The organism is Pseudomonas sp. KH_046_2, from assembly GCF_057838985.1.
This window is the reverse complement of record NZ_CM174480.1, coordinates 3,330,731-3,349,980: the sequence shown is the minus strand read 5'-3', so window position 1 is coordinate 3,349,980 and position 19,250 is coordinate 3,330,731. Positions and strand designations below refer to the sequence as shown.

General features: G+C 60.3%; 17 protein-coding genes. 6 read left to right on the top strand and 11 right to left on the bottom strand.

The features are described 5' to 3' along the window. Nucleotides 1-2: 2 nt before the first annotated feature. Nucleotides 3-521, top strand: a complete 519-nt coding sequence (locus AC3IX1_RS15075) for a DUF4946 domain-containing protein (protein WP_489388750.1) — start codon at nucleotides 3-5, stop codon at nucleotides 519-521. Between the two features lie 164 nt (nucleotides 522-685). On the opposite strand, the gene AC3IX1_RS15070 is transcribed toward AC3IX1_RS15075, so the two are convergent. The 3 genes from AC3IX1_RS15070 to AC3IX1_RS15060 form a co-directional block, all read right to left on the bottom strand. Continuing rightward, nucleotides 686-1,048 carry a histone-like nucleoid-structuring protein, MvaT/MvaU family gene (locus tag AC3IX1_RS15070; protein WP_008065377.1) on the bottom strand — a complete coding sequence of 121 codons (363 nt, stop codon included), beginning with the start codon at nucleotides 1,046-1,048 and terminating at the stop codon, nucleotides 686-688. A gap of 234 nt (nucleotides 1,049-1,282) precedes the next feature. After that, complete coding sequence (locus AC3IX1_RS15065; protein WP_489384759.1) at nucleotides 1,283-2,815, bottom strand: EAL domain-containing protein; 1,533 nt, start codon at nucleotides 2,813-2,815, stop codon at nucleotides 1,283-1,285. A 113-nt stretch (nucleotides 2,816-2,928) separates the two neighbouring features. Further along, nucleotides 2,929-3,801: a LysR family transcriptional regulator gene (locus tag AC3IX1_RS15060; protein WP_489384758.1), complete on the bottom strand. Its 873-nt coding sequence runs from the start codon at nucleotides 3,799-3,801 to the stop codon at nucleotides 2,929-2,931. A 77-nt stretch (nucleotides 3,802-3,878) separates the two neighbouring features. Here AC3IX1_RS15060 and AC3IX1_RS15055 point away from each other — a divergent pair, with 77 nt between their 5' ends. After that, nucleotides 3,879-4,823 carry a DMT family transporter gene (locus AC3IX1_RS15055; RefSeq protein WP_489384757.1) on the top strand — a complete coding sequence of 315 codons (945 nt, stop codon included), beginning with the start codon at nucleotides 3,879-3,881 and terminating at the stop codon, nucleotides 4,821-4,823. A gap of 251 nt (nucleotides 4,824-5,074) precedes the next feature. Continuing rightward, nucleotides 5,075-6,151: a 4-hydroxyphenylpyruvate dioxygenase gene (gene hppD, locus AC3IX1_RS15050; protein WP_458369872.1), complete on the top strand. Its 1,077-nt coding sequence runs from the start codon at nucleotides 5,075-5,077 to the stop codon at nucleotides 6,149-6,151. 126 nt (nucleotides 6,152-6,277) lie between these two features. Here the strand turns inward: hppD and rarD are convergent, their stop codons facing one another. The 3 genes from rarD to AC3IX1_RS15035 form a co-directional block, all read right to left on the bottom strand. After that, nucleotides 6,278-7,159, bottom strand: a complete 882-nt coding sequence (gene rarD, locus AC3IX1_RS15045; protein WP_489384756.1) for an EamA family transporter RarD — start codon at nucleotides 7,157-7,159, stop codon at nucleotides 6,278-6,280. A 197-nt stretch (nucleotides 7,160-7,356) separates the two neighbouring features. Next, complete coding sequence (locus AC3IX1_RS15040) at nucleotides 7,357-8,370, bottom strand: aldo/keto reductase (RefSeq protein ID WP_489384755.1); 1,014 nt, start codon at nucleotides 8,368-8,370, stop codon at nucleotides 7,357-7,359. A 196-nt stretch (nucleotides 8,371-8,566) separates the two neighbouring features. Beyond that, nucleotides 8,567-9,877, bottom strand: coding sequence for an MFS transporter (locus AC3IX1_RS15035; protein WP_489384754.1), 1,311 nt, complete (start codon nucleotides 9,875-9,877; stop codon nucleotides 8,567-8,569). Nucleotides 9,878-10,047: 170 nt separating this feature from the next. Between AC3IX1_RS15035 and AC3IX1_RS15030 the strand changes: the two genes are divergently transcribed. The 3 genes from AC3IX1_RS15030 to AC3IX1_RS15020 all read left to right on the top strand — a co-directional run bounded on the left by AC3IX1_RS15030 (nucleotide 10,048) and on the right by AC3IX1_RS15020 (nucleotide 13,866). After that, on the top strand, nucleotides 10,048-11,169 hold the full coding sequence (locus AC3IX1_RS15030) for a sugar diacid recognition domain-containing protein (RefSeq protein ID WP_489384753.1): 1,122 nt from the start codon (nucleotides 10,048-10,050) through the stop codon (nucleotides 11,167-11,169). Nucleotides 11,170-11,302: 133 nt separating this feature from the next. After that, nucleotides 11,303-12,445 (top strand): glycerate kinase, encoded by a 1,143-nt coding sequence (locus tag AC3IX1_RS15025; RefSeq protein WP_489384752.1) that lies wholly within the window; start codon nucleotides 11,303-11,305, stop codon nucleotides 12,443-12,445. 233 nt (nucleotides 12,446-12,678) lie between these two features. Beyond that, nucleotides 12,679-13,866: a pyridoxal phosphate-dependent aminotransferase gene (locus tag AC3IX1_RS15020; protein WP_489384751.1), complete on the top strand. Its 1,188-nt coding sequence runs from the start codon at nucleotides 12,679-12,681 to the stop codon at nucleotides 13,864-13,866. A gap of 4 nt (nucleotides 13,867-13,870) precedes the next feature. Here AC3IX1_RS15020 and AC3IX1_RS15015 read toward each other — a convergent pair whose 3' ends face one another. From AC3IX1_RS15015 to AC3IX1_RS14995, 5 genes are all read right to left on the bottom strand, one after another. Next, complete coding sequence (locus tag AC3IX1_RS15015) at nucleotides 13,871-14,848, bottom strand: 2-hydroxyacid dehydrogenase (RefSeq protein ID WP_489384750.1); 978 nt, start codon at nucleotides 14,846-14,848, stop codon at nucleotides 13,871-13,873. Nucleotides 14,849-14,869: 21 nt separating this feature from the next. Continuing rightward, on the bottom strand, nucleotides 14,870-16,168 hold the full coding sequence (locus tag AC3IX1_RS15010; RefSeq protein ID WP_477754674.1) for an MFS transporter: 1,299 nt from the start codon (nucleotides 16,166-16,168) through the stop codon (nucleotides 14,870-14,872). A gap of 103 nt (nucleotides 16,169-16,271) precedes the next feature. Then, nucleotides 16,272-17,258, bottom strand: a complete 987-nt coding sequence (locus AC3IX1_RS15005) for a sugar kinase (RefSeq protein WP_489384749.1) — start codon at nucleotides 17,256-17,258, stop codon at nucleotides 16,272-16,274. Then, nucleotides 17,251-18,033 (bottom strand): sugar phosphate isomerase/epimerase family protein, encoded by a 783-nt coding sequence (locus AC3IX1_RS15000; RefSeq protein WP_489384748.1) that lies wholly within the window; start codon nucleotides 18,031-18,033, stop codon nucleotides 17,251-17,253. The genes AC3IX1_RS15005 and AC3IX1_RS15000 overlap by 8 nt, the downstream gene beginning before the upstream one ends. Before the next feature lie 108 nt (nucleotides 18,034-18,141). Continuing rightward, nucleotides 18,142-19,167, bottom strand: a complete 1,026-nt coding sequence (locus AC3IX1_RS14995; RefSeq protein ID WP_489384747.1) for a LacI family DNA-binding transcriptional regulator — start codon at nucleotides 19,165-19,167, stop codon at nucleotides 18,142-18,144. Between the last annotated feature and the right edge of the window lie 83 nt (nucleotides 19,168-19,250).

Below are 19,250 nucleotides of genomic sequence, written 5' to 3'. Positions count from 1 at the left end.
CAATGATTCGATTCCGTAACCTGCTGTTCATCCTGCTGAGCGTGTTTTCGCTGGCTGGCGTTGCTCGCGCCGATGCGCCAGTAGTGACCTGGCCGCAAGGCTGGCAGGTCGAAGAAGTGCCTGAATCGGCGTCGGGGGTCAGTCGCCAGCGGGCAGTGAAAAATGATCAGGATGGATCGCCGCTCATGGTGATGGAACTGACCATGAGTCCGGTGCAAAGCGATCATCAGGTAAACCTCGAAGGCGTATTGCTGGAGATGCGCAAGTCGGTTCAAAAAGACTTCTTTCAGGGAGGGTATCAAAGTGTCTGCACGCGAATTCATGCGACTACGTTGAGTCGATTGGCTGCGCTGGAAACAACCTGCACCATCACGCAAAACGGCAGGCATGTGCTTTCGCAAACATTGGTGGCCGCGGTGGATGCCGATAAGGCCTATGTTCTTTCCTACGCAGGGCAGGCCGAGGCTTATAAGGCGAGCCAGGATGAAATAGACGCTGCCCGTAACAGCTTGAAACTTTAGTACGCGACAGTGCTTTTTCGATGCATGAAGAAAATTTTAGATATCCAAATGGATTAAGCACAAAGTTGGTGGCAGTCAGGTAGTTGTGCGGTTTCCGCCTTTGGGTTTTAGATAGCCCATGAAAAAGCCCTGCACAAGCAGGGCTTTTTTTGTCGCCGCGAGAGTTAGCCGCGCAGCCAGGAATCAACGGTGGCTGCACCGTACTGTTCTTTCCAGGCTTTCAGGCCGCGGTGGTTGCCGCCCTTGGTTTCAATCAGCTCGCCGGTGTGCGGGTTCTGATAAACCTTGACCACACGGGCGCGGCGGGTTTTGGGCGCTGCCTGCTGCAGGCCGGATTTTGCCGGGTTAGGGTCGAGAATGGCGATGATGTCGCGCAAGCTCTTGCCATAGGTTTTCATCAAGCCCTGGAGCTTTTCTTCGAATTCGATTTCTTTCTTGAGCCCGGCATCGTTCTTCAGGGATTCCAACTGCTTGAGCTGTTCTTGAAGGGCCTTTTCGGCTGCACGAAATTCAGCGAGTCTGGACAATATCTTTACTCCAATAGTGTGTTTGGCTGATACCAACCGCAAACAAAGCTATAAGCCAAGAGCCTTGAAGCGACTCGGTGATAGTGGCTCACCTGCCAATTTAGCGCAGGCATGAAAAATTGTAGTAGTTAATTGGCCAAGAGTAAATCCTGTCTTTTTCTTCATGTAACGTCAGTAGTGTTTTGATTCAATTTGGTGCGGCTAATCGTTTGTTTTGGCGATTAAATTTGCGAGTTAATGGTCGCTTAATGCACTAATGAATTCCGCGCCTGGCATGGGTTTGCCGAACAGATAACCTTGCAGGAAGTTGACCTGGTGAACGCTCAGGTAATCACTCTGCTCGCGGGTTTCGACACCTTCGGCCACCAGGGCAAGGTCGAGTTTGACCGCCAGTTCGATGATGCTGTCGAGGAGGTGGCTAGTGAGTGTATCGACGCCGATCATGGCGACAAAACTCTGGTCGATTTTCAGAAAATCGACATTGAACTGCCGCAGGTAGCCAAGGCTTGAGTGGCCCGTGCCGAAGTCGTCGATGGCGATTTTCACGCCCAGTTCGCGAAGTTGCTCGAACAGTTGCAGGGTAATGGCCGTGGGCTCGATCAGTTCACGCTCGGTCAGTTCCAGTACCAGATGGATCGACCCCGGCTCGAATGCATCGAGGAACTCGCGGCAATCCTTGACCAGTTCCAGGTCCTGGCAATGGCTGGCGGTGATGTTGATGCCTATGTGAAAGGGTTTGTTGAAGCTGGCCGATTGCGGTGCGAGCAGGGCGGCGGTTTGTCGCATCAGCGAGCGGGTCATCGGTACGATCAGCCCGGAGTGCTCGGCAAACGGAATGAACAGGTCCGGACGCACCAGGCCTTCCTTCGGATGTTGCCAGCGCATCAGCACTTCAGCGCCGGACCAGCTTTTGCTGTCGCCATGCACTACGGGCTGGAAATACGGAATGAACTCAGAAGCTTCCAACGCCCGCTGCATTTCATAGGTGGGTGACGATGAGCGCTTTTGCAGGAAGTGACCGATTGCCCCGGCAATCACGCCGAAGAAAACCAGCAGGCTGAACAGCGGCGGATATTCGCTGCTCATGTATCGCCAGGTTTCGCCTTTGGGGAAACCGGCTTCCACGGCAAACGCATAGTGCCCGGAGGTCAAGCGACTTTGCGCAACGGGCAACTCAGGCGCAGTGCCGGTATGAAACTTGCCGTCGGCGGACAACCAGTCCGGGCCAACTTGCAGCAACAGCAAGGTCTTGCGGCCGATCAGGCGCAGGATATTGCTCAAGTGATAACCATCGAGGGTCGTCAGCGCGCCTTTTTTTCCTTCGCTCAGGCGATACACCAGCAGGGCGGTGTTGGGCGTTACCGGATTGCCGCTCATGAGCCATAAGGCGCCCTGGGTGTAGTCACCGGGGTTGACCGTCTCCTGGTAGTCGCCGAACAGAGAGCTGCAATAGAGGTTGTTGTCCCACACCAGATTGGTTGATCGCACGAAGGGGCGGCGAGTGACCTGCTCGCGCAGCGCCAGTTTGGCGTCAGCGCAACTTTGACCCGCCAACGGCAGCAATTCACGGGCGGCCTGGGCGGTGTTGTCGAGCATCAGGTCAAACTGGCGAATCGCTTCTTCGGCGGTTTGTCTGGTGTCTTGTTTGAGCGCACGCCCTGCTTGCATGTAAAGAATGGCGGCCCCCAGCAGTACCGGGAGCAATCCACTGATCAGGGTGACCGCAATTCTTTTGCTGCGACTGCGGGATTTGGCTTTCAGCGGCATTCGCGAGTCCTGTCACGAAGTAGTAAGGCTCTCAATTGATGGCAGGGCAAAAACGCCTTCCATGAAGAGTTCGGGTATGGGCCATGATAGTTGGCCGTTGGCGGTTATGCCGCTTAACGCAAGTCAAGGCTTTCGGCCAACTTGATAAAGGCCAGCGTCGCGGGTGATGCCTGGCGTCGATCGAGCACGGCCAGGCCGACCTGGCGCAACACTGCCGGCGACAGCGGTTTTTTCACCCAGCGACGGTCAATCTGATCGGGCAATGAACCTTCGGCAACCACCGTCACCCCGTCGCCACGAGCGACGACATCCAGGGTGCTGATCAACTGCGAGCATCGATAACGGATGTTGGGCGTCAGTCGGGCCGCCGTGAAAAGGCGTGAAACCAGCTCCGAAGAACCGGCCTCGGTCAGTACGAACGGGAAGTCGCACAGGTCTTTCAGGCTCAGGCTGTCGTGAGCCGTCAGCGGGTGGCCGGCGGGCAGCAGCGCGACCATCTGGTCTTCGATCAACGAGACCGTGTCGAAACGCTCCTCGGGCAACACCACAAAGCCGATGTCGATCCGCCGTTCCTCCAGCCACTGGAGCACCTGACGGTCAGGGCCTTCGTCGATATGCACCTCGATGCCGGGATGGGCAGCGCGGTACTGCTGCAGAATCAACGGTAGCAATTTGATCGATGAGGTCGGGCCGAAGGAGCCGATGCGCAGCGTGCCGCGTTTCATGCCCCTCGCGTCGGCCGCTTCCTGGCGCAGGGTGTTGGCCAGGCCGAGCATCGCCCGGGCGCGCAGCAACAACTGATGGCCAATGTCGCTCAATTCGACCCGGGATTGATGACGGCGCAACAACTCGACACCCAGCTCCAGTTCCAGGGACTTCAACGCATGGGACACCGCCGACTGGGAAATACCCAGGCGATTGGCCGCGGCCGTGAAGCCTTGGAGTTCGGCCACCAGGGAGAAAATCTCCAGTTGAGTGAGGGTCATGAGTGTTTGCTCATTTTACGATGACTGGGTATTAACCGAATGATACGGCATCTCTCCACTATCCGGTCCTGGAATCCATGACGATCTGCGAGCAAAGCCTGTCAAAACCCTCGGATCTGCCGGTCTATCTGAAACTGGCGGCGGTCACCATGGTGTGGGGTGGCACCTTCGTTGCCGGGCGCTATCTGGCCGGCGGCCTCAGCCCGTTACTGGCAGCCAGCCTGCGGTTTTTGCTGGCCAGCGTGGCGTTGCTGCTGTTTATACGCATGGCGCGGACACCGCTGGCCCGGCCCAGCCCCCGGCAATGGCTGCAATTGCTTTTGCTTGGCTTTTTCGGAATCTTTTTCTACAACCTGTGCTTCTTTTACGGACTGCATTACATCAACGCTTCACGGGCGTCCTTGATCGTGGCGCTGAATCCGGCGGTGATCGGCCTGGCGTCCTGGCTGCTGTTCAAGGAGCGTTTGAACCGGGCCAAAGTCGTCGGCATTGCGATCTGCATGGCGGGTGCGAGCATGGTGATCGTCAGTCGTGACCCGCAACTACTGGCCGGCGGTGCCGATGCCTGGCTCGGCGACTTGCTGATTTTCGGCTGCGTCCTCGGCTGGGGTGTCTACTCGCTGTGCTCCAAAGAGCTGAACCACAGCCTGGGACCGGTGCAAACCGTGACCTGGTCGATCCTGCTGGGCACCGTCATGCTCTGGATCACCTGCATCGTACGCGGTGAGGTGAGTGTCGCCGCGATCGCCCAGCTCGGTGCGCAGCAATGGATGAGCCTTTTGTACCTGGGCGTGCTGGGATCGGCGCTGGCGTACATTGGCTATTACGACGGCATTCGCAAAATCGGCGCGACCCGTTCCGGGGTGTTCATTGCCTTGAACCCGTTAACGGCGGTGATCCTTGGCGCGCTGCTGCTGGATGAGCCGCTGACGCTGGCCATGTGCCTGGGTGGCGGGCTGATACTGGCGGGGATTTTCCTCTGCAACAAACCCCTTGCGCGGGCATGGAAAAAGGGGATTTGATACAGAAGGCGGACAAACTGATTTACGCTGTGTAGAATCGGGTTACGCATACAATAATAATCGTCTTCTGGCAGCAGAAGCCTCGCCCGCAAGAGCCTTGGGTCGACAATGAAGATATTCGGGTTTCAACTGATCTACGGTGACTTTCTCGCCCGCAGTGTGCGGGGCATCTCCTGTGCGCCACCCACCGGTCTCAGCATTGCTTACAACTAACCTTTGTTAATTGATAAAAAAATGATGAGGCGCCGACCATGGCAGATTTATACGAAAACCCAATGGGCCTGATGGGCTTTGAATTCATCGAGCTCGCATCGCCGACCCCGAACACCCTGGAGCCGATCTTCGAGATCATGGGCTTCACCAAGGTGGCGACCCACCGTTCCAAGGACGTGCACCTGTATCGCCAGGGCGCGATCAACCTGATCCTCAACAACGAACCCCACAGCGTGGCCTCGTACTTCGCGGCCGAGCATGGCCCGTCGGTGTGCGGCATGGCGTTTCGCGTCAAGGATTCGCAAAAAGCCTACAAGCGTGCCCTGGAACTCGGCGCCCAGCCGATCCACATCGAAACCGGCCCGATGGAACTGAACCTGCCGGCGATCAAGGGCATCGGCGGTGCGCCGCTGTACCTGATCGACCGTTTCGGCGAAGGCAGCTCGATCTATGACATCGACTTCGTGTTTATCGAAGGCGTGGACCGCCACCCGGTCGGTGCCGGCCTGAAGATCATCGATCACCTGACCCACAACGTGTATCGCGGTCGCATGGCCTACTGGGCCAACTTCTACGAGAAGCTGTTCAACTTCCGCGAAATCCGCTACTTCGACATCAAGGGCGAATACACCGGCCTGACCTCCAAGGCCATGACCGCACCCGATGGCATGATCCGCATCCCGCTGAACGAAGAGTCGTCCAAGGGCGCCGGGCAGATCGAAGAGTTCCTGATGCAGTTCAACGGCGAGGGCATCCAGCACGTTGCGTTCCTGTCCGAAGACCTGATCAAGACCTGGGACCACCTGAAAAGCATCGGCATGCGCTTCATGACCGCGCCACCGGAAACCTACTACGAAATGCTCGAAGGCCGTTTGCCGAACCACGGCGAGCCGGTGGGCGAACTGCAGGCGCGGGGCATCTTGCTGGACGGTTCGTCCGAGTCGGGCGACAAGCGTCTGCTGCTGCAGATCTTCTCGGAAACCCTGATGGGCCCGGTGTTCTTCGAGTTCATCCAGCGCAAGGGCGACGACGGTTTCGGCGAAGGCAACTTCAAGGCGCTGTTCGAATCCATCGAGCGTGACCAGGTTCGTCGTGGTGTTCTTTCCACCGACTAAATCCTTGCAGATGTAGTAACTGTAGGAGCGAGCCTGCTCGCGATAGCTATCTGTCAGCCAATATCTATGTTGTGGCTGAAGACGCCATCGCGAGCAGGCTCGCTCCTACAATTGTTTTGTGTGTGCTTAAGGTCGGCGCTGCCGAACCAGATGCTTGAACCCTTCGAACACCAGCACCAGCACCGCCATCCAGATCGGGATGTAGGTCAGCCATTCGCCGGCCTTGATGCTTTCTCCCAGCAGCAACGCCACTCCCAGCAGCAACACCGGTTCGACGTAGCTCAACAAGCCGAACAGGCTGAACGGCAGCAGGCGGCTGGCAATGATGTAGACCACCAGTGCCGACGCGCTGATCACGCCGAGCATGGGGATCAACAGCGACAACCATGGATGCTGTTCAAACACACCAAAACCTTGCGCGCCACTCTGGACGAACCAGAAGGCGACCGGCAGCGTCAATGCCATGTCCAGCCACAGACCACCGAGATTGTCCGCCGCCAGTCGTTTGCGCAGGACGAAGTAGGTCGGATAACCGACGCAGACCAGCAAGGTCGCCCAGGAAAAACCACCGACCTGATACACCTCGTTGACCACCCCCAGGCAGGCGAACACCACGGCGACTTTTTGTAGGTAAGACAGGCGTTCGCCGTAGGCCAGGCGGCCGGTCAAGACCATGGTCAGCGGCAGCAGGAAATAGCCGAGGGATACGTCGAGGCTGTAGCCGTTCAACGGCGCCCACATGAACAGCCACAATTGCACGCCGAGCAGGGCAGAGGAGGCGATCAGCGCGCCTGTCAGTTTCGGATTGGCCATGGCGCGCCGAACGATCTCCAGCACGCGCTTCCACTCCCCGGACACCACCATGAACACGGTCATGCACGGCACCGTCAGCAGCATGCGCCAACCGAAGATTTCCACGCCGCTCAAGGGGGTGAGCAGCGACGTGTAGTAATACATGACGGCAAACAGCACCGAGGCTGAAACCGATAGAGCGATACCTTTAGACAAGCTGTCCTCGCGAGGTTGAAGGTGAAACGGGGGGCGGAGGATACGGGGTTTCCGGGAAGAATATTGACCAATCAATCAACTCAGTCCAATTGTAGGAGTGAGCCTGCTCGCGATAGCGATCTGTCATCCAACATCTCTGTTGAATGTAGTACCGCTATCGCGAGCAGGCTCGCTCCTACAATGGGTTCTGTGTTGATTCAGGGAGTGCGCGGTTTGCGCCCCGACACAAAATGGCTCACATCATTGAACCCCGGTGTCGACGCATGCCCCGATGTCACCAGCGAATCGATGAACGCCTCGTCCTCGGCCGTGATCTTCACCGCCTGCGCCTTAGTGTAGGCGTCCCACTGCGCTTCGGTGCGCGGCCCGACAATGGCCGAGGTCACGGCGCTGTTGTTCAGCACCCAGGCAATCGCGAACTCGACGATGCCGACGCCGCGTTCCTGGGTGTATTGCTGGATTTGCTGGGCGATACGCAGGGATTCGACGCGCCATTCGGTTTCCAGGATGCGTTTGTCCTGGCGTCCGGCACGGCTGTTGGCGTCGGGTTTCACATCCGGCGCGTATTTGCCGCTGAGCACCCCGCGCGCCAGCGGGCTGTAGGGCACAACGCCCAGACCGTAATTTTGCGCCGCGGTGATCTGCTCGGTTTCAGCCTGGCGGTTGACGATGTTGTACAGCGGTTGGCTGATCACCGGCCGGTCAACGCCAAGTTTGTCGGCCACACGAATGACTTCAGCGATGCGCCAGCCACGGTAGTTCGACAAGCCCCAATAACGGATTTTGCCTTGGCGAATCAAGTCGCCAATGGCCGATACCGTGACCTCCAGCGGCGTATTGTGGTCTTCGCGGTGCAGGTAATAGATGTCGAGGTAGTCGGTGCCCAGGCGCGTCAGGCTGGCCTCGAGGCCATTGAAAATGTGCTTGCGGCTCAAGCCGCTGCGGTTGGGCACGCCGTCCACGGGACCGAAGCCGACCTTTGTCGCCAGCACCCATTCATGGCGGCGGCTGGCGATGGCCTCGCCGACGATTTCCTCGGAACGGCCATTGGTGTAGACGTCGGCGGTGTCGATGAAGTTGATACCCTGGTCCCAGGCCTTGTCGATGATTCGCAGGGAATCTTCGGCACTGGTCTGTTCGCCGAACATCATGGTGCCCAGGGTCAGGGTGGACACCTGCAGACCCGAATGACCCAGCGTGCGGTAGCTCATGAGCAAATCCTTTTACCAGTGGGAAAGCCTCAATCAGATACCAGAACAACTGCAGGGATCAAACTGAAATATCGAACACCGCAGATCAAACTGTGGGAGCGGGCTTGCTCGCGAAGGCGGAGTGTCAGTCAACGTAAATGTCGTCTGATACACCGCCTTCGCGAGCAAGCCCGCTCCCACAGGTGATTTGCGGTGCTTAGGCGCGCAGGGTACGGGTCATGCGCAACGCCAGCAAACTGCCGCAGACAATCACACCCGCCAGCAGGTACAGCGCCGCATTGGTCGAGCCTGTGCTGTCCTTGACCCAACCCACCAGGTACGGGCTGAGGAAGCCGGCCATCTGTCCCATGGAGTTGATCAGCGCCAGGCCGCCAGCTGCGGCACCCGCACTGAGCAGGGCGGTCGGCACCGGCCAGAACATCGGCAGGCCGGTAAGGGCGCCCATGGTGGCGATGGTCAGGCCGAGAATCGCGATGGCCGGGTTGGCGGCGAAGTTCACAGCGATCAGCAGCCCCAGCGCCCCCATCAACATCGGCACCACCAAATGCCAGCGGCGTTCTTTGCGCAGATCCGCCGAGCGGCCGACCATCAACATGAAAACGGCGGCCAGCAGATACGGAATCGCGCTCAACCAACCGATCACCAGGTTGTCGCTGAAGCCCAGGTTCTTGATGATCGACGGCAGCCAGAAGTTGATCGCGTACACGCCACTCTGGATGCAGAAGTAGATCAGGCCGAAGGCCCAGATCGCCGGGTTCTTGAACACCGCCAGCAGCGAATCGGTGGTGGTTTTCGGCTTGTTCGCCAGATCTTCGGCGTGGTCGGCTTCCAGCACCGAACGCTCGAAGGGGGTCAGCCATTTGGCATTGGCATAGCTGTCGCTGAGCAGGAAGTAAGCCAGCGCACCGAGGATGACGGTGGGAATGCCTTGCAGCAGGAACATCCACTGCCATCCGGCGAGACCGCCTTGGCCGGCGGCGAAGTGGTTGAGAATCCAGCCCGAGAACGGACTGCCGAGCAGGCCGGATACCGGGATCGCCGACATGAACAGCGCCATGATGCGGCCACGGCGGAAGGTCGGGAACCACTGCGAGAGGTACAGCACCACGCCCGGGAAGAATCCGGCTTCGGCCGCGCCGGTGAACAGGCGCAAGGTGTAGAACTCGGTCGGTGTGGTGACGAACAGCAGGCAGGTCGACAGTGTGCCCCAAGTGATCATCATCAGCGCGATCCAGCGCCGGGGGCCGAATTTGGTCAACGCCAGGTTGCTCGGTACGCCGCACAGTACGTAGCCGATAAAGAAGATGCCGGCACCGAGGCCGTATACAGTCTCGCTGAATTTCAGCGCGTCGAGCATCTGCAGTTTGGCAAACCCAACGTTTACCCGGTCGAGGTAGTTGAACAGGTAGCAGATGAAAATGAAGGGGATCAAACGCAGGGTGATGCGCTTGTAGACGGCGTTTTTGTCGTCAGCGATGGCGTCGGACGCTACGGCGCTCTGTGTCATGGCGGCTCTCTCTTTATTATGATTTTTTGCGATGCAAAGGGTAACGTTGATCGCCCCCAGAGTCTCGACCACCCTCAGGGTGGCTGTCTTTGTGCCTGAGCACAGGGTTTGCAACCAAGGCCTGTGCGGGTGAACAACCCGTTCCATCACTGTCTTCAAGGATCACTTGCATGTTCGAACTCGATCACGACCTGGCCCAGGACATCGTCGACCGGGCGATGGCTATCCTGCCGTACAACGTCAACGTCATGGACAGCCAGGGCTTGATCCTGGGCAGCGGCGAGCCAGAGCGGGTCAACACTCGACATGAAGGCGCGCAACTGGTCCTGGCCAATGGCCGGGTGGTGGAGATCGATGCGCAGACGGCGATTCATCTCAAGGGCGTGCAGCCGGGCATCAACCTGCCGTTGATGCTCGACCAGCGCCTGATCGGCGTCCTGGGCATCACCGGCGAACCGGAGCAACTGCGCACCTACGCCGAGCTGGTGCGCATGACCGCCGAAATGCTGGTGGGCCAGCGCAATCAGCAGGCCGAACAGCAATGGCGGCGCCAGCGCTGCGATGATCTGCTGGCGTTGTTGCTCAGCGAAGCCGGGGATGCTCCGCGACTGGTCGATGAAGCGCAGCAGCTGGGCCTCAAGCCACAGATGACCCGGGTGCCGTACCTGTTCGAACTGGGCCTGGAGCACGCCCCAGGGCAAACCGTCGAAGCACTCAGCGCCTGGTTGACGAGCCGTCACCCCGACAGTTGGTGCGTGAGCTCGGCCAAGACCTCGTTGCTCTGGTGCCGGCCGGCGAACCAGACAGTCGAAAACGAGCGCTTGCTGGACAAGCTCGACGGCCTGGGCTGGAACATCCTGCGCATTGCCGTGGGTGGACAAGCCGACGGACTGGCGGGGTTGCGTCGCTGCTATCGCCGGGTCGGTGACTTGCTGGCCTACGGGCGCGAAGTGTTGCCGCGCTCCCGATTGCTGACGCTGAACCGCTATCGGCTGCCGGTGATGCTCTGGCGCCACCGCAACGACGACGCCCTCGACGAATTGCTCAACCCGCTGCGCAAGGTCATTGCCAAGGACAACAACGGTCAGTTGCTGGCAACCCTGCGCAGCTGGTGCGAACACGACGGCCAGAGCCAGGCCTGCGCCGATGCACTGGGGATTCATCGCAACAGTCTGCGTTATCGCATGGAGCGGATTGCCGAACTTAGCGGGGTAGATCCATTGCGACTCGATGGGATGCTCGCGCTGTACCTGGGCGTGCAACTGCTTCCCCAGACAGACACCAATCCCTGAACCCCACAGGTCGCTCGTCTGCCACAGGGTTTTGTGGAAATGAACAATAATCCTCACAACCGCTTGTGCAGCGGACCGGCGTTATTGTTCATGGTGGCTGGCAGCATGTGGGCATTGGAACTGGAGAATCCCCATGAAAATCGTGATCGCCCCCGACTCGTTCAAGGACAGCCTCAGCGCTCAAGGCGTGGCCGACGCCATTGCCTTGGGATTGGCGCAGGTCTGGCCTGATGCCCAATTGATCAAATGCCCGATGGCCGACGGCGGGGAAGGGACTGTCGAGTCGATTCTTGCCGCGTGCGAAGGCGAACTGCGCCGCACCATGGTTCGCGGACCACTGGGGGCCTCGGTGGATGCCGCTTGGGGCTGGTTGCCGCAGAGCCACACCGCGATCATCGAAATGGCCGAGGCCAGCGGTTTGCAGTTGGTCCCGGTGGCGCAACGGGATGCGTGCATCAGCAGCACCTTCGGTACCGGGCAATTGATCCGCGCCGCGCTGGATGCCGGTGCACAACGGGTGATCCTGGCGATTGGCGGCAGCGCGACCAATGACGGCGGCGCCGGTGCCATGCAGGCCCTGGGGGTGAAATTGCTCGACGCTCAGGGGCAGGCGCTGTCACCGGGCGGCCTTGCCCTTGCGCAACTGGCCCGCGTCGACCTGAGCGACATGGATTCGCGTCTGGCGCAGGTACGCTTCGACATCGCCGCCGACGTCAATAACCCGTTGTGCGGCCCCCACGGCGCCTCGGCGATTTTTGGCCCGCAAAAAGGCGCCTCGCCGGTGCAGGTCGAGCAACTGGACAAGGCGCTGGGGCACTTTGCCGACCATTGCGCGACAGCCTTGAACAACGACGTCCGCGACGAACCGGGCAGCGGCGCGGCGGGTGGCCTGGGGTTTGCCGCCAAAGCGTTTCTGGGCGCGCAGTTCAAGGCCGGGGTCGAGGTGGTTGCTGAACTGGTGGGCTTGGCCGAGGCGGTTGTAGGCGCCGATCTGGTGATCACCGGTGAAGGGCGTTTCGATGCGCAAACCCTGCGCGGCAAGACGCCGTTTGGGGTGGCACGTGTCGCCAGCCGGCACGACGTGCCCGTCATCGTCATCGCCGGCACCCTGGGCGATGGTTATCAGGTGCTCTATGAACATGGCATCGACGCCGCGTTTGCCCTGGCGAGCGGGCCGATGACCCTGGAGCAGGCCTGTGCCGAGGCGCCGCGTTTGCTGCGTGAACGGGCGACGGACATCGCTCGTGTCTGGCGGATGGCTGTTCGCTGCGGCTGAGGTTTTTTTCTGTGGCGAGGGGGCTTGCCCCCGTTGGACTGCGAAGCAGTCCCGCTTTTTGCCGAGTAAATCCCGTATACGTATTGCGGCTGCTGCGCAGCCGAACGGGGGCAAGCCCCCTCGCCACAGAAGCCTCGATGGCAGTTTGACGGTGGATTTGAACGCCATGGTGGCGCGTTTCGTGATTTGAGATAGGGTTGTGGCTGGGAGCACCCGCGCGACAGGAGACAGACATGCGCTATTCAGCCTTGACCCAACGAATCGCCGGTGACGGAGCGGCGGCCTGGCAGATTCACGATCGAGCGCTGCAATTGCGCGAACAGGGCGTCGACGTCCTGCTGCTGTCAATTGGCGACCCGGACTTCGATACGCCGCAACCCATCGTCCAGGCCGCCATTGCCAGCCTGTTGGCCGGTGATACGCACTATCCTGAAGTGCGCGGCAGTCGAGGGCTGCGCGACAGCATTGCCCGCCGGCATCGGCAACGCAGTGGTCAGATGGTGGATGCCGAACATGTGATTGTCTTTCCGGGCGCACAGTGCGCGGTGTATTCGGTGGCGCAATGCCTGCTCGATCCGGGCGATGAAGTGATTGTCGCCGAACCGATGTACGTGACCTATGAAGGCGTGATCGGCGCTTGCGCGGCCACAGTGGTCCCGGTACCAGTGTGCCCGCAGAACGGGTTTCGCGTTGACCCGGCGGATGTCGCGGCACGGATCACGGCAAAAACACGCGCCATTCTGCTCAACAGTCCGAACAATCCATCCGGCGCCAGTCTGTCGTTGCAGGTCTGGCAAGAGCTGGCGGCGCTGTGCATTCGCCACGATTTGTGGCTGATCAGCGATGAGGTTTACAGCGATCTGCTGTACGAGGGTGAGCACATCAGCCCCGCGAGTCTGCCGGGCATGGCCGAACGTACGGCGACGATCAACAGCCTGTCCAAGTCCCACGCCATGAGCGGCTGGCGGGTGGGTTGGGTGATCGGGCCCAAACCCATGGCCGAGCATCTGGTGAACCTGTCGTTGAGCATGCTGTTCGGCATTCCGGATTTCGTGCAGAACGCCGCGCAACTGGCATTGGATGAAGACCTGCCCGAAGTGGCGATGATGCGCGAGGAGTATCGCCAGCGCCGTGACCTGGTGTGTGCAAGTCTGGGTCAATGTCCGGGCCTCAGGCCGATTCGCCCGGATGGCGGGATGTTCGTAATGGTCGATGTGCGCCAGACCGGTTTGTCGGCCCAGCGCTTCGCCGAGCGACTGCTGGAAGACTATGGTGTGTCGGTGCTGGCCGGTGAAGCGTTCGGGCCGAGTGCGGCGGGGCATATCCGGATCGGGTTGGTGGTGGACCAGCGCAAACTGGCCGATGCCTGTCGGCGCATTGCGTTATGCGCGGCGGATTTGCTGGTCGCGCGCCGCGCCTGATCCCTCAAGCCTTCCACGCTTGAGCGTTGACTAAATTGGCCGGCCGTTCACCCGCCAGCGCCGCCAACAGGTTATCCACCGCGCATCTGGCCATGGCCTCCCGTGTTTCATGGGTGGCCGAGCCTATGTGAGGTGTCGCCACCACGTTGGTCAACTGCAACAAGGGCGAGTCCTGATTCAACGGTTCGCGTTCGAATACATCCAGCCCCGCCGCGCGAATCCGGCCCGCACGCAAGGCCTCAATCAGCGCTGCTTCGTCCACCACTTTACCCCGTGAAATATTGATGAAGATGGTCTCGGGACGCATCAGGGCGAACTGTTCTGCGCCGATCAGCCCTTCGGTTTCAGCGGTCAGCGGCAACGTCAGGCAAACGAAATCGGCCTGTTGCAACAGCTCCGGCAGGCTTCGATAGTGCGCATTGAACCGCTGCTCCACCGCCGGTTTCGGTGACTGGCTGTGATAAATCACCGGCATGCCAAACCCGAAATGCCCGCGCTGCGCGAGGGCCTCACCGATGCGCCCCATGCCAATGATGCCCAGGGTTTTGCCGTGCACGTCGCTGCCGAAATGTGGAGGGCCGATGTTGCGGTTCCATTGGCCGGCGCGAACCAGGTTCGCCAGTTCCACCACACGCCGGGCGGTCGCCAGGATCAGCGCGAAACCCGTGTCGGCGGTGGTTTCTGTCAATACATCCGGCGTGTTGCTGAGCAGGATGCGCCGCTCGGTCAGGTAATCGATGTCGTAGTTATCGACACCCACCGAGACGCTGGCAATGGCTTCAAGGTTGGGTGCCAGATCGAGCAGTTCGGCATCCAGTTTCAGGCTGGCACCCAGCAAGCCGTGGGCGCGGGGCAGGGCATCGCGCAGTTTGCCCAGGCCCTCGGCATCCAGGCTTTCGATCAGCGTCACTTCGGTCTGCTCGTGCAGCCGAGCCATCAGCAGCGGCGAGAGTTTCTTGTACAGGACGACCTGCTTTTTCATCTTCGGGATCTCAACTTCGATTCAGGAATGTGCCGTGGCAGTGCGCGTTACCGTGGCCGTGGGTCGCTCCCGATCGCTGGCGCCGGGCTTGAGGAAAATGGTCAGCAGCACCGAGAACATCAGCGCGCCGCTCATCAACAGGTACGAGGCGCCGGGCGAGCCGGTGGAGCTGTTCAGGTAACCGACCAGATAGGAACCGCCAAACGAACCGAGGGCGCCCATGCTGTTGATCAGCGCCATGGCACCGCCCGCGACGTTGGCCGGGAGGATCTCCGGAATGATCGCGAAGAACGGTCCGTAGGGCGCGTACATGCAGGCGCCGGCAATCACCAGCAGGGTGTAGGACCACCAGAAGTGTTCGGCACCCAACGCGTAGGAGCCATAGAAGGCAATCGAGGCAATCAGCAGTGGCGGCCAGACGAAACGTTTACGTTTTTGCAGCTTGTCCGAACCCCAGGACACCAGCAGCATGCCGATCACCGCCGCCAGGTACGGCAGCGCCGACAGCCAGCCGGCCTGAATCATGTCCATCTGCGCGCCGGCCTTGAGGATCGACGGCAGCCACAACACGAAACCGTACACGCCAATGCTCCAGCAGAAAAACTGCAGGGCCAGGATGATCACTTTGGGTGAGCGGAACGCTTCGGCGTAGTTCTTCACGGCCTTGATGCCGACCTGTTCGGCGGCCAGTGCGCTTTCCAGATCCTGCTTTTCCTGGTCGTTGAGCCACTTGGCTTGTGACGGACGATCATCGGCCAGGCGCCACCAGATGAATGCCCAGAGCACCGCTGGCAAACCTTCGACGATGAACATCCAGCGCCAGCTGTAGTGCTGCACCAGATAGCCCGAGACCACCGACATCCACAGCATGGTCACCGGGTTGCCGAGGATCAGGAAGGTGTTGGCCCGCGAGCGTTCGGCGCGGGTGAACCAGTGGCACAGGTAGATCAGCATCGCCGGCATCACTGCCGCTTCGACCACGCCGAGCATGAAGCGGATGACGATCAGCCAGTAGGCGTTGGAGACGATCCCGGTCAACGTCGCCAAGCCGCCCCAGAGGATCAGGCTGACGAAAATCAGCTTCTTCACACTGTGTTTCTGCGCGTAGATCGCGCCGGGTACCTGGAAGAAAAAGTAGCCGAGGAAGAATAGCGCGCCGAGCATCGACGACAGGCCTGGTGTGATCATCAGGTCCGCCGCCATGCCGGAAGCGGCGGCGAACCCATAGTTGGCGCGATCCAGATACGCCAGGCTATAGGTGATGAACACGATGGGCATGATGTACCACCAGCGGCGGGTGGCGAGCGTTGCGGTTTTCATGGTGGTGCTCCTGAGCTTGTTGTTTTTGTCGCAGCAGGTAACGGTTTGAATATTCGGTGCCTTTATTGGCCTCATCGCGAGCAGGCTCGCTCCTACAGGGGAGTTACGTTGGAATACGATCCAATGTGGGAGCGAGCTTGCTCGCGATGACGGCCTCGAACTCGCTGGCCATTTCAGGTCGGGTAGGCAACCCCTCCATGTCCCCCCGGCTCTGCACCGCCCGGCTACCAATCCAGTTGGCACGCTTCACGGCTTCGACAACGCTGTGGTTTTCCAACAGCGCGCTGATCATGCCGACGGCAAAACCATCGCCGGCACCCACCGTATCGACCACCGTTTGCACCGGTACGCCAGCCACGAAACCTTGATCAAGATGTGTACGGTAGAACGCCCCGTGCGGGCCAAGTTTGATCGCCACGGCTTCGGCGCCCTGGTCGAGGTAGAACGCGGCGATGTCGGCCGGATCTTCAAAACCGCTCAGCAAGCGACCCTCGCTCAACCCCGGCAGTACCCAATGGGCGAGGGCGGCGAGGCGGTTGATCTCGGTGATCATTTGTTGCTCGCTGGCCCACAGGCTCGGGCGCAGGTTCGGGTCGAAGGACACACTGCGCCCGGCCTCGCGCATGCGGGTCATCAATTCGAACGACATCTGCCGCGCCGACTCCGACAGCGCCGGGGGAATGCCGGTGGCGTGCAGGTGTCGGGCCTTGAGCAATTGGGGCACGATCGAGTGCGGCGACAGGTGACTGCCCGCCGAACCACGGCGGAAGTACTCGACCACCGGATCGCTGCCATCGTCGGTGCGGGACTTGAGTTGAAAACCGGTCGGGTGGGCGGTGTCGATGTCGACGTGGCGGCAATCCAGGCCTTCTTTTTCCAGGGTGTCGACAACGAACCGGCCCAACGAATCAGCACCGACACGGCTCAGCCATGCCACGTTGAAGCCCAGCCGGGAAAGGCCAATGGCGACGTTGCTGTCAGCTCCGGCAATGCGTTTGTGGAAAGCGCCGACGCTGGCCAGGTCACCAGCCTGCTCGGCGACGAACATCGCCATGGTTTCGCCGAAGGACAGAATATCGATCTCAGACATGAGCACTCTCCAGCTGCGATTGGCCGAGGTGGGCGAGAGCGGCGACGTGCTCGGTGGTCAGTTGCACCAGGTCATCGCCTTGCAGTGGATATTCCGCGGCCCGCATAACGCCTTGGGCCATGTGCCGCAGCAGGTGTTCCCAATGTTGCAGGTCACTGACGGCGGGCGGGATGGCGACCAGTTTGCCGTCGGCACGGCGCGTGACCGCTTTGCAATGCACATAACCGACGTGACGACCGAGCAACCGCGCGGCGCTGGCGGCGGACTGGTCCTGCCAGTGCCAGTTGCCGATATCGAAGGTCATTTTGATCGGCAGCTTGTGCTGCTCGACGTCCGCGAAAAAACGCTGGAAGGGTTCAATGCGGCCGCCGTGCAGGGTCTGGTCGTTTTCCACCAGCAACTGCACGGCGCTGTCGCCCAGCGCTCGGGCGAGGCTTTGCAGATCGCTGTTGTCGGTGAAATAACCCAGCGACACCTTCAGCCATTTGGCGCCAAACGCCTGGGCACGTTGCAGGGCCGTGATCAGTTCTGGATTGGGCCTGGATTGCCCGGCCAGCCATAGCTCCATTGGTGATGAATACACGCTCTCCAGGCCTTCTGCCTGAGTGGCGTCGGCCAGTTGAGCGGGGTCCTCGATGGTCAGTAATTCTTCGCGCCACTCAATGCGCGTGGCGCCGGCGGCGGCGAGAATCTCGATGAAGCTGCCCTGGCCGCGTTGACGCACAAGGTCGGCGCCGTAGCTGGACAGGCTGATGGAAACAGCTGGTTTGTTCATTGTTTTTGTACCTCTGAAACCGGTTTCATTTTTTTTCAAAAAAATACCAGGGAGTGGTGTGTTCCTCCGGGCCTCTTCGCGGGCTTGCTCGCGAAGAGGCCGGAACATTCACCGAGAATTTCCAAGGGTCGACCCTCTAACAATTAACCGCGCCGAAAAGTCCAGCATCCGCACCGCCCCGTCATCCCCGCGCAGCCGCTTGAGCAGACACTCGAAAGCACTGGCGCCGATCTCGGTGGTCGGCTGCGCGAGGGCGGTAATGCCGCTGCCCACCAACGGGTACCAATCCAGGTCATCGAGGGCGATCAAGCCCACGTTATCGAACAGGTTGCACTTGAGTTCACGCAACGCATGGGTGCTGGCTAGCGCCGCAACCCCGTTCGCGCAAAACAGCGCTTTCGGGCCGGGGCCAGGCGTGTCGAGGAAGGATTTCAATTGTGCGGTCAGTTCGCTGCCGGTTTCGATGTGCGTGCCGCGAAGCGCCGGGCGTTGCCCGATTTGCGCCTTGAAGCTGCTGACCCGCTCGATTCGCGAACTGGTGCCGTCGAACGGCTCGGTGACCAGCAACACATCGCGATAACCGCGCTCTTCAAGATGGGCGAGGGCCATCTCGACCGCCGCAGGGTTGTTCAGCCCGACCATGTCGCTTTCAAGGTGCTCCACCTTGCGATCCACCAGCACCAGGGGCATTTCCCGGTGCAGTTCGTGCAATTGGTCACGGTGATGACCGAGGGTGTTCACGATCAGGCCTTCGATGTTGTACGAGCGCAGCAGGGCCAAGTGCTGGCGCTCTTGCTCGTCGTCGCGGTCGGTGTTGCACACCACCAGGCTATAGCCGTGCTGGCGGCAGGCGGTTTCCACCCCGTGCATCACGGCAATTGAATAAGGGTTGCGGATATCGGCCACCAGCATGCCGATCAGGCGGGTGCGCCCGCGTTTCAGGCCGCGGGCCATCTGGTTCGGGCGATAGCCGAGTTCGGCAATTGCCTGTTCGATGCGCTGGGCAGTGGCATCGGAGAGCAGGGCACGATCATCGCCAATGAACCGCGAAACGCTGGCCTTGGAGACCTTGGCGTGTTCGGCCACGTCGAGCATGGTCACGCGGCTGCGCTGGGCGGCGGAGAAATCGTTCACGGTCTGAAACCTTCTTATTGGATTTATAAGGTCGAGTGCTTCGTGAGACAGCACTGAAACCGGTTTCAGAAGACACCAAAAAC